General features: G+C 65.5%; 12 protein-coding genes. 9 read left to right on the top strand and 3 right to left on the bottom strand.

The features are described from left to right. Positions 1 to 242: 242 nt before the first annotated feature. From rpmH to mnmE, 5 genes are all read left to right on the top strand, one after another. Positions 243 to 383 carry a 50S ribosomal protein L34 gene (gene rpmH, locus ABQ039_RS20075; RefSeq protein ID WP_002805908.1) on the top strand — a complete coding sequence of 47 codons (141 nt, stop codon included), beginning with the start codon at positions 243 to 245 and terminating at the stop codon, positions 381 to 383. 38 nt (positions 384 to 421) lie between these two features. After that, positions 422 to 868 (top strand): ribonuclease P protein component, encoded by a 447-nt coding sequence (rnpA, locus tag ABQ039_RS20070; RefSeq protein ID WP_039512801.1) that lies wholly within the window; start codon positions 422 to 424, stop codon positions 866 to 868. Between the two features lie 15 nt (positions 869 to 883). Then, positions 884 to 2,605 carry a membrane protein insertase YidC gene (yidC, locus tag ABQ039_RS20065; RefSeq protein ID WP_184609621.1) on the top strand — a complete coding sequence of 574 codons (1,722 nt, stop codon included), beginning with the start codon at positions 884 to 886 and terminating at the stop codon, positions 2,603 to 2,605. Between the two features lie 93 nt (positions 2,606 to 2,698). Then, positions 2,699 to 5,401 carry a polysaccharide deacetylase family protein gene (locus ABQ039_RS20060; RefSeq protein WP_349778294.1) on the top strand — a complete coding sequence of 901 codons (2,703 nt, stop codon included), beginning with the start codon at positions 2,699 to 2,701 and terminating at the stop codon, positions 5,399 to 5,401. A 20-nt stretch (positions 5,402 to 5,421) separates the two neighbouring features. After that, positions 5,422 to 6,762, top strand: a complete 1,341-nt coding sequence (gene mnmE / locus ABQ039_RS20055) for a tRNA uridine-5-carboxymethylaminomethyl(34) synthesis GTPase MnmE (RefSeq protein WP_184609617.1) — start codon at positions 5,422 to 5,424, stop codon at positions 6,760 to 6,762. A 168-nt stretch (positions 6,763 to 6,930) separates the two neighbouring features. On the opposite strand, the gene ABQ039_RS20050 is transcribed toward mnmE, so the two are convergent. Beyond that, a complete protein-coding gene (locus tag ABQ039_RS20050; RefSeq protein WP_184609615.1) occupies positions 6,931 to 7,791 on the bottom strand; it encodes a phosphatase PAP2 family protein in 861 nt (286 codons plus the stop codon). Between the two features lie 195 nt (positions 7,792 to 7,986). On the opposite strand from ABQ039_RS20050, the gene ABQ039_RS20045 reads away from it, so the two are divergent. Both ABQ039_RS20045 and ABQ039_RS20040 read left to right on the top strand, forming a co-directional pair. Then, positions 7,987 to 10,287: a TonB-dependent receptor gene (locus ABQ039_RS20045; protein WP_102253005.1), complete on the top strand. Its 2,301-nt coding sequence runs from the start codon at positions 7,987 to 7,989 to the stop codon at positions 10,285 to 10,287. Between the two features lie 247 nt (positions 10,288 to 10,534). Continuing rightward, on the top strand, positions 10,535 to 11,635 hold the full coding sequence (locus ABQ039_RS20040; RefSeq protein WP_184609613.1) for a glycerophosphodiester phosphodiesterase: 1,101 nt from the start codon (positions 10,535 to 10,537) through the stop codon (positions 11,633 to 11,635). 86 nt (positions 11,636 to 11,721) lie between these two features. Here the strand turns inward: ABQ039_RS20040 and ABQ039_RS20035 are convergent, their stop codons facing one another. Then, complete coding sequence (locus ABQ039_RS20035; RefSeq protein WP_184609611.1) at positions 11,722 to 12,507, bottom strand: rhomboid family intramembrane serine protease; 786 nt, start codon at positions 12,505 to 12,507, stop codon at positions 11,722 to 11,724. 440 nt (positions 12,508 to 12,947) lie between these two features. Continuing rightward, a complete protein-coding gene (locus tag ABQ039_RS20030) occupies positions 12,948 to 13,904 on the bottom strand; it encodes a TerC family protein (protein WP_024939158.1) in 957 nt (318 codons plus the stop codon). A gap of 261 nt (positions 13,905 to 14,165) precedes the next feature. On the opposite strand from ABQ039_RS20030, the gene ABQ039_RS20025 reads away from it, so the two are divergent. Next, the gene (locus ABQ039_RS20025; RefSeq protein ID WP_039515488.1) at positions 14,166 to 15,332 is read left to right on the top strand and encodes a class I SAM-dependent rRNA methyltransferase; all 1,167 of its coding nucleotides are present in this window, start codon (positions 14,166 to 14,168) and stop codon (positions 15,330 to 15,332) included. Positions 15,333 to 15,363: 31 nt separating this feature from the next. Further along, entirely contained in the window at positions 15,364 to 15,681 is a 318-nt protein-coding gene (locus ABQ039_RS20020) for a hypothetical protein (RefSeq protein WP_065033270.1), read from the top strand. The last annotated feature ends 127 nt before the right edge of the window (positions 15,682 to 15,808 follow it).

The raw sequence follows: 15,808 nt of genomic DNA, 5'->3' as shown, positions 1-15,808 counted from the left end.
CAAAGTATGATCATCTGTTGCTGGCTGCGGCGCGCAGAAAAGCGCCGTGCTCGCAGCCCGGTAGTGAAAAGAGGATGCGCCAGACTAGCACCGAGGACAGGGTTTTCCCAGACTTATTCACAGGTCCATCCACAGGGCTTGACCGCCATCACCTCCGCTAACGTCTGCGGGGAGTTGACCCGGCCGCTGATGGCCCTATAGAATTGCCGGTTCTATTCGTCTCCATTCATGCAGAGGGCCCCATGGCCACCAAGCGTACTTTCCAACCCAGCAACCTCAAGCGAGCACGCGACCATGGCTTCCGCGCACGTATGGCAACTGCCGACGGCCGCAAGATCCTGGCTCGCCGCCGCGCCAAGGGCCGCAAGCGCCTGAGCGCTTGATTGCCGCGCCGCTCCCTGCGGCCGAGGCAGTCCCTAACGTGAACGCATCGAACCCGTGCAGGCGATTTCCTCGCTCTGCGCGGGTTCGTACGCGTGCGCAATATACGGTCGTTTTCGATACTGCACGTCGTACCTCGGACCCGTTGCTCAGCCTGCACTGGCGGACCGGCGATACGCCGCCGCGCCTGGGCATGGCGGTGTCGCGCAAGGTCGACACGCGTGCGGTGGGACGTAACCGGATCAAACGCGTATTGCGCGATGCCATGCGGCATCTGCTGCCCGAGCTTGCCGGCGGCGATTACGTGATTGTGGCGCGCTCCGCAGCCGCAAAAGCGACCAATCCACAGATTCGCGATGCTTTCCTGCGTCTGCTGCGCCGTGCCGGCGCATTGCCCCTGCCTGCTGCGCCCGGCACAATGCCGCCCGCCAGGACGATGCACCCATCCTCCCTTTCCCCGACAGAGCCGGAACCCAGTTCCGACTGAGCGAGTTGCTGCCCGATGAACCAGACCCGTGTTTTCCTGATTTTTGCCTGGCTGATGGTCGCGGCGCTGCTGTGGATGGAGTGGGGCAAGGACAAGGCTGCCGCCAATGCGCCGGTGGTTGCGGCGACGCAGTCGGTGCCGGCTGCGCGCGATCTTGACGCTGCGGCACCGTCGGCCAATGTGCCGGCGGCCCAGGCCATTCCGCAGGCGGGTGTGCCGGGCGCCGTACCGGCGACCAGCACGACTGCCGCGCCGCCGGCTGCTGCCGGTGCTGCGCCGGTGATCACCCTGACCTCGGACGTGCTGCGCCTGAAGCTGGACGGCCGCAGCGTGCTCGACGCCGAACTGCTGCAGTTTCCGCAGACCAAGGACGGCACCGCGCCGGTCAGCCTGCTGACCGAAGATGCCGCGCATCCCTATAACGCCACCAGCGGTTGGGCCAGCGAGCATTCGCCGGTACCGGGCGTGGGCGGCTTCCGCGCCGAACAGCCGGGCACCGCATTCGAACTGGCCAAGGGCCAGAACACCCTGGTGGTGCCGTTCGTGTGGAATGGCCCCAACGGCGTGTCGATCCGCCGCACCTTCACTCTGGAGCGCGGTCGCTATGCGATCTCGATCAAGGACGAGGTGATCAACAAGAGTGGCGCGCCGTGGAACGGCTACGTGTTCCGCAAGCTGAGCCGGGTGCCGACCATCCTCAGCCGCGGCATGACCAATCCGGATTCCTTCAGCTTCAACGGGGCGACCTGGTACAGCCCGCAGGAAGGCTACGAGCGTCGCGCGTTCAAGGACTACATGGACGACGGCGGCCTCAATCGCCAGATCACCGGCGGTTGGGTGGCGCTGCTGCAGCACCACTTCTTCACTGCGTGGATTCCGCAGAAGGACCAGGCCTCGCTTTACGTGCTGAACCAGGACGGCCCGCGTGACGTGGCCGAACTGCGTGGCCCGGCCTTCACCGTGGCGCCGGGCCAGACCGCGACCACCGAAGCGCGCCTGTGGGTGGGCCCGAAGCTGGTCAGCCTGATCGCCAAGGAAGACGTGAAGGGACTGGACCGGGTAGTCGACTACAGCCGCTTCTCGATCATGGCCATCATCGGCCAGGGCCTGTTCTGGGTGTTGAGCCATCTGCACAGCTTCCTGCACAACTGGGGCTGGGCCATCATCGGCCTGGTGGTGCTGCTGCGTCTGGCGCTGTATCCGCTGTCGGCTGCGCAGTACAAGTCCGGTGCCAAGATGCGCCGCTTCCAGCCGCGCCTGGCGCAGCTGAAGGAGCGTTACGGCGACGATCGCGTCAAGTACCAGCAGGCGACGATGGAGCTGTTCAAGAAGGAAAAGATCAACCCGATGGGCGGCTGCCTACCGCTGCTGATCCAGATGCCGATCTTCTTCGCGCTGTACTGGGTGCTGGTGGAATCGGTGGAACTGCGTCAGGCGCCGTGGCTGGGCTGGATCCAGGATCTGACCGCGCGCGACCCGTACTTCATCCTGCCGGTGCTCAACATCGCCATCATGTGGGCCACGCAGAAGCTGACCCCGACCCCGGGCATGGACCCGATGCAGGCCAAGATGATGCAGTTCATGCCGCTGGTGTTCGGCGTCATGATGGCCTTCATGCCGGCCGGCCTGGTGCTGTACTGGGTGGTCAATGGCGGCCTGGGTCTGCTGATCCAGTGGTGGATGATCCGCCAGCACGGCGAGAAGCCGAGCAAGATCATCCAGGCCAACGCCAAGTAAGCGCAGTTGCACAGAGCCCGCCGCAAGGCGGGCTTTCTGCATGTCGCCGCAGTTGCTGTCTGCCCTGTTGTCTTCATTGCCAAGGACGCCGTCGTGATGTCATCGCCGCTGTATCGCCTGTGGCTGTGCGCCGCTTTCGCAGGAATGCTGGCGATGGCCGGCTGCGGCAAGCAGACCGCCGGCGAGGCAGCGTCTGCTGCCAGCACCGCTGCGCCGGCCGCCACTGGTGCGCCAGCCGAAGCCGACAGCGACGACGCACGCGCACTGATCGCGCAGCTGCGCGAGCAACTGGACCGGCATCGCCGCATCATCGTGTTGCTGGCCGACGCGGATGCCCAGACGCCACGCGATCGCGCCACCTCCAGCAGCGTGGGGCAGCAGCTGTTCCATGAAAACCTCCAACAGCGAGAACGCATCGCTGCGCGATTCGAGACGGTGCTGACGTCGAACGCAGCGCGTCGCTTCGCAACGATCGCCACGGTGCTGGACGAGATCGAATCGGCACCGGATCTCTACGATGCCGACCGCCTGGCGTTTGCCGAAGTGTTGCGCGACCTGCACGCACGCATTGGCCGCGATTCGGCACTGCCGGCGGTGAAGCTGCATCAGCGCATCGGTGAGGATCTGGAAGCGCTGGACGAGATCGAGCGCAGCTACAACAAGGAACTGACGCAGATTTTCAGCCGCTTCGATCGCAGCCGCGCGATCGTGCCCAAGCGCGAGAAGTGGGACGACTACGTGGCGCATCTGCGCAGCCTGTACACGCGCGAAAAGATCCTGCGCGATCATGGCGTGGTGGAGCCGTACCCGTTCTCCGCGCGCGATAGCGACAGCGAGATCTTCGGCCGCGACCTGCCGCCCAAGACGGTGGTGCTGACCTTCGACGATGGCCCGCACAAGGCCTATACCGAAGAGATCGTGGCCATCCTCAAACGCTACGACGTGCCGGGCGTGTTCTTCGAAGTGGGCCGCAACCTGGGCAGCCTGGACGCGCAGGGCAAGCCGACACTCGCGCCGTTATCCAAGATCAGCCACACGCTGATGGAAGAAGGTTATGCGGTGGGCAACCACAGCCTGACCCATGCGCAGTTGTCCAAGACCACTGGCGATGCGTTGCGCAGCCAGGTGCTGGACACCGACACGTTGTTGCGCGCGGTGGACGACAAGCGTGCGCCGTTGTTCCGGTTTCCGTACGGGGCGCGCAATGCCGAAGGCTTGCAGCTGCTGGGCGAGGCAGGCCTGAAGTCGATCATGTGGAACATCGACTCGATGGACTGGGCCGACCCGGTACCCGAGTCGATCGTGCAGCGCGTGCTCGACCAGGTGAACAAGGAGCAGCGCGGCATCGTGTTGTTCCATGACATCCACGACCGTGCAGTGAAGGCGCTGCCGCAGATCCTGGATCGCCTGATCGCCGATGGCTACCAGTTCGCCGGCTGGAATGGCCGCGAGTTTTCGGTGGCGCACGCGCCCAGCGCGGCGGCCGAGGCAACCGTGACCACCGGCTACGCCAACTCCTGGGCGATCGTGATCGGGATCGACGACTACGCGCACTGGCCCAAGCTCGAATATGCCGCCAACGACGCGCAGGCCATCGCCAGCACCTTGACCGGCCCGTTGGGGTTTCCGTCCTCGCAGGTGATCGTGCTCAAGAACGGGCAGGCCACGCGCAACAATATTCTTGCGGCATTCCACGATCGCCTCGGCGAGGGACGCGCGCAGACCAACGACCGCGTGTTCGTGTTCTTCGCCGGGCATGGCGCCACGCGCCGGCTGGCATCCGGGCGCGACCTGGGCTACATCATTCCGGTCGACTCGGATCCGCAGCAACTGGCCAGCGATGCGATCGCGATGAGCGACCTGCAGAACATCGCCGAAAGCCTGCAGGCCAAGCATGTGCTGTTCGTGATGGATGCCTGCTATAGCGGATTGGGGCTGACGCGCGGCGGGCCGACGTCCGGCGCCTACCTGCGCGAGAACGCGCGACGCATCGCCCGCCAGATGCTCACTGCCGGCGGTGCCGATCAGCAGGTGGCCGACAGCGGCCCGAACGGGCATTCGGTATTTACCTGGGTACTGCTGCAGGCGCTGGCGGGCAAGGGCGATCTCAATGGCGATGGCCTGATCACCGGTACCGAACTGGCGGCCTATGTCGCACCGGCGGTGTCGGCAGTGTCGGCGCAGACCCCGGCGTTCGGCAGCCTGCCCGGCTCGCAGGGCGGCGAGTTCGTGTTCCAGGTACCGAGTGGCGAGGAGTTCCTGACCGCCGGCACCGCGCAGTTGTCTGCCGACGCGATCGCACTCAACGGACGCGTGGATGCGGCGCGTCCCGCCGCCACCACCAGCGGTGCTGCAACAGCTGCGGCGCCGGTGACGGTGAAGACGCTGCAAGGCGGCGAAGCCAGGCTGGTCTTGCCGACGGCGGTGAAGAGCAGCGACCGTCAACGTGCGCAGCTGGCCAACGAGCGCGGCCTGCAGTTGTACAAGGAAAAACGCTACGCCGAAGCGGCCGAGCAGTTTGCCGAAGCCTTGAAGCTGCGCCCGGATTTCGCCTTGGCCGCCAACAACCTGGGCTTTGTGTACTACCGCCAGGAACGCTTTGCCGAATCGGCGCGCTGGCTGGAAAATACCCTGAAAATCGATCCGTCGCGTGCGGTGGCCTATCTCAATCTCGGCGATGCCTACGCAAAAGCCGGCGACCGTGACAAGGCACGCAAGGCCTACGCCACCTATCTGGAACTGCAGCCGCAAGGCAGCGGCGCCGAGCAGGCACGCACGCAACTGCAACGCCTCTGATCCGCGCAACCTGTCTGACTATGTCTTCTTCGCCATCGACCATTGTTGCCATCGCCAGCGCCGCCGGAACCGGAGGCATCGGCATCGTGCGCCTGTCCGGGCCGCAGGCGGCGCAGATCGCCGCCGAGCTGGGTGTCCCGAATCTGCAGCCACGGCAGGCACGCTACGCGCGCTTTCGCGATGCGCAGGGCGAGGTGATCGACGATGGCATCGCCTTGTGGTTTCCGGCGCCGCACAGCTTCACCGGCGAGGCGGTGGTGGAACTGCAGGGACACGGCAGCCCGGTGCTGTTGCGGCAGCTGGTGGCGCGTTGCATTGCGCTGGGCGCGCGCCAGGCACGCGCGGGCGAGTTCAGCGAGCGCGCCTTTCTCAATGGCAAACTCGATCTGGCGCAGGCCGAAGCCATCGCCGATCTGATCGCCGCCGGCGATCTGCGCGCGGCACGCGCTGCGCGCAGATCCTTGGACGGTGTGTTTTCGCAACGGGTCGATGCGCTCAGCGACAGCCTCACCCGGCTACGCGTCCATGTGGAGGCGGCGATCGACTTTGCCGACGAGCCGCTCGACACCCTGGGAGGGGCGCAGGTGCGCGACGGGCTACAGCAGGCGCGCGCATTGCTGGCGCAACTGCTGCGCGATGCCGAGCGCGGGCGCAAGCTGCGCGACGGCCTGCACGCGGTGCTGATCGGTCCGCCCAACGCGGGCAAGAGTTCCTTGCTCAATGCATTGGCCGGTAGCGAGCGCGCCATCGTCACCGATGTCGCCGGCACCACCCGCGATACCTTGCAGGAAGCCATCCAGCTCGATGGTTTCGAACTCGTGTTGGTCGACACCGCCGGCCTGCGCGAGGGCGGTGATGCGATCGAGCGCGAGGGCATGCGTCGCGCACGTGCGGAGTTGCAGCGCGCAGACCTGGCGCTGGTGGTACTGGATGCACGCGACCCGCAAGCCGCGCGCGATGCGATCGGCGATGCCATCGATACTGTGCCGCGTCAGCTGTGGATCCACAACAAATGCGATCTGCTGGCCGAAGCCACAGCGCTCGATCGCGACGCGGTCGCGGTCTCGGCGGTGACCGGGCAGGGACTGGAGCAGTTGCACGCCCGGTTGCGCGAGCTTGCGCTGGGCGACGGAGCGGACAGCGTGGAAGGCGAATTCTCCGCACGCACGCGGCATGTCGAGGCATTGCGCCGCGCCGAACAGCATGCAGACGCAGCGGATCTGGAGCTGGGCTTCGAACAGCTCGAACTGGCCGCCGAAGAATTGCGCCTGGCACAGGAAGCACTCGGCGAGATCACCGGCAAGCTGAGCGCCGACGAATTGCTGGGCAAGATCTTTTCGAGTTTTTGTATCGGCAAGTAAACTGCTTACCTGCCGCGACGCATGATGAGCCGATGCAGACGCTGGCTGTTGGTGTTCTGCATCAAGGATCAAGGATCAGGGACGGCGACAAGCGCAACGCTTGTACAGCGGGTCACATGCCGATACCGAAACTCGAAGCGAGCGCCCGCAACTGCGCCGCAGAACGCGTCACATCACACCCGGCAACACCGTCTGCAATGCCGCGTTCTCGGCATCGCATGCTGGCGATGTAGCGGCGGTGGCAGGTTGCTTTGCACGTGCCTTGTCGATCTCGCGGCGCGCAGCGGCTAGATCCTTCTGGAACTCGGGGTTGTCGTGCAGGGCGGCGACGGTGGCGGCGCCCATGATGCGGCCCTGCAGGACATCGCTCTGCCAGTGCACGTTGCAGACCAGGCGGCTGTCGCCGAAGGCGCGACCGCGGGCGAGCAGGGCGTCGCGCTGGGCGGGGGCCAGCTCGGCCAGGATCAGGCTCCAGCTCCAGCCGATGGCGGTGTGGCCGGAAGGGTAGGAGCCGTTCTTGCGCAGCGCCGCGTCGTCGTCGGGCGTGCACATCGGCTGGTCGTTGCGCATGAACGGGCGTGGCCGCTGATAGCGTGCCTTCGCCGCGCTGGTGCTGGTGCTGGCGTCGCGCATGCTGCGTTCGAGCAGACGCAGCAGGTGCGGCGTGTGTGCCTGGTCGATCTGGATGCCGAGCGCGCAACTGAAGTGATTGGCGGCCGCCGGGAACGTCAGCGCAGCGTCCTGCGTGGCCAGGTCCCAGCGCGGTGTGCCGCGCAGGGCAAGCATGGATGTGGCGATGGCCTGATCGTTGGCGAGCGCGGCGCTGCCGTCCTGCGGCGGTGGCGGTACCAGGCGCAGGCTGTCGGGCACCTGTGCTTTTTCCAGGTAGCCGTGTGCATCGGTGGCGATCACCGAGCCCGCCGGAGCCGCCTTGTCGCGCGCGCTTGCACTGCCGCATCCCACTGCCAACACCGCGATGGCGACGCTGGTCAGCGTCCGGAAACAAGCGCGAGCAATGCGATCGGACATGCAGCAACCCTCGGACAACACGGATGGATGAGTGCGCAGATTACGACGCGCAGATGACATCTGCATGCCAGCGCAACGCAGTTGCGGCGCGGAATGCGCAGCCGCTGTCGCAGCACTGTCATGTCCCGGTCGCATCGGCGCAAGACAGCTGTCGCACGCTTGCCGTCATCTTTTGACTCGTCCCCCCTGCCGCTCATGCCCAAGACCCATCTGTTAAGTGCCGCCGTCCTTACCGCGCTCGTGCTGTCGCCGGCTGCCCACGCCGCCGATCCCGAGGTGACTGCCGATACCGGCACGACCGTGCAGCAACTCGACGCGGTCTCGGTGATCGGCCAGGGCGAAACGCGTCAGGTGCAGCGCATCACCCAGCAGGACATTCCGGTGTTGCCGCCGGGCACCAGCATCCAGAAACTGCTCAACCGCATGCCGGGCGTCAACGTGCAATCCAACGATGCCTTCGGTGCCAACGAGGAGTCGCAGACGATCAGCCTGCGCGGCTTCAACGGCACGCGCCTGGGCTATACGCTCGACGGCCTGCCGCTGGGCGACAACGCCTACGGCAACTACAACGGCCTCAATATCAGCCGCGCCCTGATTGCGGAAAACTTCGGCGGCGTGGAGCTGGCATCGGGCATCGGCGCACTGGGCACCGCGTCCACCAGCAACCTGGGCGGCACCATCCAGTACTACTCGGCCGATCCGTCCAGCGTGTTCGGCGGGCAGCTGTCGCAGACGGTGGGCTCCGATGCCAACCGGCGCACCTTCCTGCGCGTGGACACCGGCGACTACAACGGGTTTTCGGCGTATCTGTCCGGCATCAATGCCGAAGCCGACATGTGGGCGCGCCCGGAGTCGCCGACCACCACGCGGCAGTTCAATGCCAAGGGCGTGTACCAGTTCGACGGCGGCAAGCTGACCGCGTTCGCCGACACCTCGCGGACCTCGCAGGCCGATTATTCGTATCTGTCCAAGAGCGGCATGGCGCGTGGCCTGGGCTGGGACTGGAACCTGTACGCACCGGACTGGAACCGTGCGTTGGCCGCGGCGTACTGCGCACCGGCCACGCGCAATGCGGCACGCTGCGGTTTCAGCGGCGGCGTGGACAACATCGACGATGCGTACTACCAGAGCCGCGCGTTGCGCGACGACGATCTGTTCTATGTGGCCGGCGACTTCCAGCCCAACGATGCGATCAGCCTGCACACCCAGGTCTACCACCACGAAAACAAGGGTCAGGGCCACTGGTGGTCGCCGGGCCAGGCGTCCAACCCGGGCACGCCGCAGGCATTGCCGATCTCCATCCGCAGCACCAATTACTGGATCAACCGCACCGGCGGCATCGCCTCGCTCGGCTGGAACCTGGGCCCGCATCACCTCGAAGCCGGGCTGTGGTACGAGCGCAATCACCACGATGTGGAGCGCAATTTCTACTGGATCGACGGGCCGGTCAGCGATGACAAGTTCCTGCAGGATCCCGACCGCCGGCTGTTCTCGCAGAACTACATCATCACCACGCGGCAGTTCTATGTGCAGGGCAACTTCAAGTTCCTCGACGAGCGCCTGAGCGTGGATCTGGGCATCAAGAGCCCGAGCACCGAAATGACCGCGCGCGAAACGCCGGGGCTGGCGGTGGAAGCGCCGGTGGCGACCGGCTCGATCAAGGCCAGCGAGTCGGTGCTGCCGCAGGTCGGTCTGGGCTATCGCATCGCAGACGGGCAGGAAGTGTTCGCCTCGTACGCGGAAAACATCGCCGCGTTCCAGGGCGGTGGCGCCGGTGGTCCGTTGCTGGTGACGCAGGCCTCCTTCGATGCCAGCGTCGGTGCACTGGAGCCGGAGAAGTCGCGCACCGTGGAAGCCGGTTACCGCTTCGTGCGTGACCGCTTCGAAGCCTCGCTGGTGGGTTACGACGTGACCTTCGACAACCGCCTGCTCTCGCTCAATCCCTGCGCAAGCATCCAGCAGGGCACCACGCCGGCCTGCACCACGCGCTTCTTCAACGTGGGCTCGGTGAGCAGCCGCGGCGGCGAACTGACCGTGATCTGGAAGCCGACCAGCTACCTGCAGTGGTACAACTCGGCTTCGATCAACCGCTCCACCTACGACGACAACTACGTGCAGAACGGCGTAACCATTCCCACTGCCGGCAAGACCACGGTGGATACGCCCAAGCGCATGTTCGCCAGCGAAATCGCCTTCAACTACGCCAACTGGAACATCAACCTGCGCGGCAAGTACACCGGCCAGCGTTATTACACCTACACCAACGACCAGGGCTTCGGCGGTTACACCTCGTTCGATGCGGGCGCCGGGTACGACTTTGGCCAGGCCGGCGTGCTGCAGGGGCTCAAGCTCTCGCTCAACGTGACCAACCTCACCGACAAGCGCTATGCGTCCAACCTCACCGCGTTCGCCAACAGCGATCCGAATGGCCGTCAGCTGGCATTCCATGCCAGCGCGCCGCGGCAGGTGTTTTTGACCTTGGATGCCAAGTTCTGAGTTAGGGATTGGGGAGTCGGGATTGGGGATTGGTAACAGCGGGTCTTATGGCTGCTGACTGATTTCCGGTGGTGATCGACGTGGATGGTTTTAGAGTGGGTGGCAAGACCTGCCGAGTGATTGTCGGGCGGATGCGACGATGCGGAGGTGCGGGATGCAAGGTCGTGCATCCCGCCTCGCTCATCGGCCGCGCTCGTCTGGCGGTCGTGCCGTGGTGTTGATGGCTGCTTTTTTGTTGGAGAAAGGCATGATGCAGTTCCACCGTGCGTTGGTGTTGGGAGCGATGATGGTCGGCATGAGCGGGCCCGCGTTGGCAGAGGCGCCGTTGGCGAAGACGGTGCAGATCTTTGCGCACCGTGGCGCCAGCGCGTTGCGCCCGGAACACACCTTGGCCTCGTATGCCAAGGCGATTGTCGATGGCGCCGATTTTGTCGAGCCGGATCTGGTGTCCAGCAAGGATGGTGTGCTGGTGGCGCGGCATGAGAACGAGATCGGCGGCACCACCGATGTGGCCAGCCACCCGGAGTTCGCCGCGCGCAAGACCCGCAAGACCATCGATGGCCAGGCGATGGAAGGCTGGTTCACCGAAGACTTCACTCTTGCCGAATTGAAGACCTTGCGCGCGCGCGAGCGGTTGCCGCAGTTGCGCGGTACGCGTTGGGATGGGCAGTTTCAGATCGTCACCTTCGACGAAATCATCGATTTTGTCGCGGCCGAATCAGCAGCGACCGGGCGCACGATCGGGCTGATTCCGGAGATCAAGCACCCAAGCTATTTCAGTGCGCTGAATCTGGCGATGGAAGACAAGGTGCTGGCGAGCCTGCGTGCGCATGCCTACACGCAGACCGCGCCGGTGGTGATCCAGTCGTTCGAGACCGGCAACCTGCGTTACTTGCGCGGCAAGATCGGGCGCAACAGCACTATTCGCTTGCTGCAGCTGCTGGGCGGCGCGCAGATGGCGCTGCCCGATGCGGGCGTGGGCAACGCGCCACGCACCTACGCGCAGATGATCACGCCCGAGGGACTGAAGCAGGTCGCCGGCTATGCCGATGCGATCGGCCCGGACATTCGCAGCATCATTCCGCTGGATGTGCAGCAACGCCTGGGCACGCCGACCAGCCTGGTGCACGACGCGCACGCGGCAGGATTGCAGGTGCAGCCGTATACCTTCCGCCCGGAGAATTATTTCCTGGCCGCCAACAACCGCAGCAGTGCTGCGGTGACCGAGCGCAACGAGGCCGGTGCATTGGCCGAGTTGAAGGCGTACCTGGATGCCGGTATCGATGCGTTCTTTGCCGATGATCCCGGCCTGGCGCGGCGTGCGTTGAGCGAGCGTGCAACGCGTTAACCGTTGGACGCATATGCGGTCTGTAGGAGCGCGCTGGCGCGCGATGAAGCGTTCCCGATAACGCTCCATCGCGCGCCAGCGCGCTCCTACGTTCCTGGTGGCCGTTCGCGTGGCGGGAAGTGCAGCACCACGTTCTGCGAGCCGTCTTCCTGGCGCTGCCACAGCACCGGCACCTGGCGTGGCGGCGGCGGTTCCAGCACGTCGCGTTCGGTGTTGCTGATCTCCCAAGCCGCGTCTTCGTCCTCGTCTTCCCAGCTGTAGCGCGGCCTGGCCTGCTGCGGGTCGCGCAGGCGCAGCAGCAGCGCGGCGATCAGGCCGGCCACCGCGCCGCCCAGATGCGATTGCCAGGACACGCCGGCCTCGTGCGGCAGGATGGTCAGCAACATGCCGCCGTAGAACAGAAAGGCGATCATGCTGGTGGCAATCGCCGGGCGGTCGCGGCGCAGCAGTCCCAGCACGAACACCAGGAACATCAGCCCGTGGGTGACGCCACTGGCGCCCAGATGCCGGCTGCCGGGCTCGCCCAGCAACCACGCGCCCAGTCCCGAGCCCAGCCACAGCAACGGCAGCGCCAGGGCGGTGGCACGCGGATACACGCTGCCGGCCAGTGTGCCCAGGATCAGCAGCGCGGCGGCGTTGGCGCCCAGATGCGCAAGCGAGCCGTGCAGCAGCGGCGCGGTGAGGATGCCGAGCAGGCCGTCGGCCTGCAGCGGTGCCACCGCCCAGGCGCGCCAGTCGAACATGCCCTGGGCGGTGAACACCGCCACCAGCAGCAGCACGGCGGCCAGGCTGAAGTTGAAGGCACGCAAGACCCGGGAACGATCCAGGCGGCTCTGGGTGGTGGGATCGGGGGCAAGGGAATGCGTTGTCATGCATTCACGGATGGCGGCGTGGTTTTGCCTTTGCAAGCCCTATTTGCGCGGGATAACCGGATCCGGCGGCGGGACAATCCTGCTGCCCGCCGGGCTGATACGAAGCCCGGCAGGCAGGCCGCGGCGGCCAATACCTCACCGCAGTTAGGTGTGGTGGCAACCAGGGCGCGGTCCCAATGCTCCGGTACCGCCTGTGGTGCGCTGCAGCCGAGTCGCGTAATGGGCGACGGAGCCGACGATCACGGCCGAAGACCACGACCGGCCCCAGTGGCGAGAGCCGAAGCGAAACCGCGGCATCCCTTGCACCATCTGCAGCCAAGCACAACCCCGATTCCCGATTCCCGATTCCCGAATCCCGAATCCCGAATCCCGAATCCCGAATCCCGAATCCCGAATCCCGAATCCCGAATCCCGAATCCCGAATCCCGAATCCCGGCCGGTCAGTGCCCGGCCGGCTTGGGCGGCCGCAGCAGGCTCAGCACGATGGTGAAGACCAGGATCACGATCACCACCGCCAGCGAGACCAGCACCGGGATCTTGTACAGATCGATGATCATCATCTTGGTGCCGATGAACACCAGGATCACCGCCAGCCCGTACGGCAGCAGGTGGAAGCGGTCGGCCATGCCGGCCAGCAGGAAGAACATCGCGCGCAGGCCCAGCACCGCGAACACGTTGGAGGTCAGCACGATGAACGGGTCGGTGGTGATCGCGAAGATCGCCGGGATGCTGTCCACCGCGAAGATCACATCGATCACCGCAATCAGGATCAGCACCACGAACAACGGGGTGAACCAGCGCTTGCCGTCCTTGATCACGCTCAGCGCATGGCCGTGGTATTGCGGGCTCAGGCGCAGATGGCCGCGCATCCAGCGCAGCACCGGGTTGGCTTCCAGGTCCGGCTCCTTGCCGGCGGAGAACCACATCTTGATGCCGGTCAGCAGCAGGAAGGCGCCGAACACGTACAGCAGCCAATGGAACTTGGTCAGCAGCACCGATCCGGCGAAGATCATGATCGCGCGCAGCACGATCGCGCCCAGCACGCCGATGATCAGCACGCGCTGGCGCTGCTCCTCGGGCACGCCGAAGTAGGTCATCACCATCAGGAACACGAAGATGTTGTCGACCGCCAGCGATTTCTCGACCAGGTAGCCGGTCAGGAACTCCAGCCCGATGCGGTCGGCCGCCGCATCGCCCATGCTGCCCTGCAGGTACCACCACAGCCCGGCGTTGAAGGCCAGCGCCAGCAGCACCCAGCCGATGCTCCACCAGGTGGCTTCCTTGAAGGTGACCTTGTGGGCACCGCCGTGGCGCATCAGCACCAGATCGACCAACAGCGCCACGATCACCACGATCGCGAAGCCACCCCATAACCAGACATTGCCAATGGTTTGCATACAAGAATCCCGAAAGTGAAACGACCTGGACAGCCGGTGGGCTGAGGCCTTGTGACACGGAAATCGTGGATTCCGGGTGACGGACCTTCGCCTGCGCGGCGAAGGTCTCGCTCACAACCGGCCGGGCCGGTTGCCGTTGCACCGGAGCGCCTGATGGCAGGGCTCGTCATGACGGCGACAACGCTGGGAGCTACTCCCCTTCTGCAGCCGATTCTGCGTGCCCGGGGCAGGCACGTCAATCCAGCCGGATACAATGGGCGGATGAATACTCCTGTCCCCGTCGTCCGACTCAAGAATGCGTGGCGCTCCAGCCACCCGTGGATCTTCCAGAAGCTGGTGGAAAAGCCCGCCGCCAAGCCCAAACCCGGCACCATCGTCGATGTGGTCGGCGTGGACGGGGAGTGGGTCGGCCGCGGCTTCTACAACGGCCACTCGCGCATCGCCGTGCGCATCCTGGAGACCGACCAGGCGGTGCCGGTGGATGCGGGCTGGTTCTCGCGCAAGATCGCCGCGGCAGTGAGCCTGCGCCGCGACTGGCTCAAGCTCGACGCGGTGTCCGATGCCTGGCGCGTGGTGCATAGCGAAGGCGACGGCCTGTCCGGCCTGGTGGTGGATCGTTATGGCGACCTGGTGGTGGTGGAGTTCTTCGCCGCCGGCATGTTCCGCCACCGCGAATGGATCTACGAGGCGCTGCGCGAGCAGTTCCCGGGCTGCCGTTTCCACAGCTTCGCCGACGAACACGTGCAAAAGCAGGAAAGCTTCGATTTCCACGGCAACACCACCACCGAAGCGGCGGTGATCACCGAGTACGGCATCAAGTTCCGTGCCGACCCGGCCGGTGCGCACAAGACCGGCTTCTTCGCCGACCAGCGCGAGAACCGCCAGTGGCTGAGCGAGCAGGTCGAAGGCAAGAGCGTGCTGGACCTGTGCTGCAACACCGGCGGCTTTGCGGTGTATGCGGCTGCGCGCGGCGCGTCCGAGGTGCTGGGCGTGGACATCGACGAGGACGTGATCGCCATCGCCAAGGGCAACGCCAAGCTCAACAACGTGCGGCCGAAGTTCGTGCAGGCCGACATCTTCCCCTGGCTGCGCGATGCCTCCAACCGCGGCGAGCAGTTCGATGTGGTGATCCTGGACCCGGCCAAGATGACCCGCGACCGCGAGCAGGTGATTCCGGCGCTGAAGAAGTACCTGGACATGAACAAGCTGGCGCTGGGCGTGGTCAAGCCCGGTGGCCTGTTCGCCACCTTCTCGTGCACCGGGCTGGTGGCCGAGCAGGAATTCCTGGACATGCTGCGGCGCGCCTCGTATTTCTCCGGTCGCACCATCCAGATCCTGAAGGTGGCCGGTGCCGGTCCGGACCACCCGTTCATGGCGCACGTGCAGGAATCGCGCTATCTGAAGGCTGTTTTCTGCCGCGTGATCTAGCGCGGCGATCAACCCCTGGAGCGGCCAGTCGATGACAGCGGACGATGAGGAACGCAGGGCGCTGAGCCGGTTGCTGCGCGAGATCGAGCGGCCCCATGCCAGTCTGCTGGCCAGCAACTGGCCGGTGTTCGGGGTGTGGCTGCTGTTCGCCGGCGCCTTCATGTACCTGTTCCAGACCGGCAACGGTTCGCCATTGCATCCGTTGCTGCTGGCGCTGGGCTCGACCTGCCTGGGCGTGCTCGGTGCCTGGATCGTGTTGCGCTCGGTATGGGCGCGGCAGTGGCTGCACGTGCGCGAGCACGTCGATGTCGAGAGCGTGCGCGCGCGCCTGGCCGAACTGGGCGATTGAACACGACGCGCAACATCACCCCGCGCCGATCAGGCGCGTGCGATGGATTGCGCGCAGGCCAGATCAAATCGCTTGCATGCTGCGCGCTGTGAGCAGCCCACTGCGAACATCCGATCGCTTCTGCCAG

Source organism: Xanthomonas sp. WHRI 6108 (genome assembly GCF_040202385.2).
Lineage (GTDB): Bacteria > Pseudomonadota > Gammaproteobacteria > Xanthomonadales > Xanthomonadaceae > Xanthomonas > Xanthomonas arboricola.
Note: the sequence above shows the minus strand (reverse complement) of the source record. Positions and strands in the feature narration are given on the sequence as shown.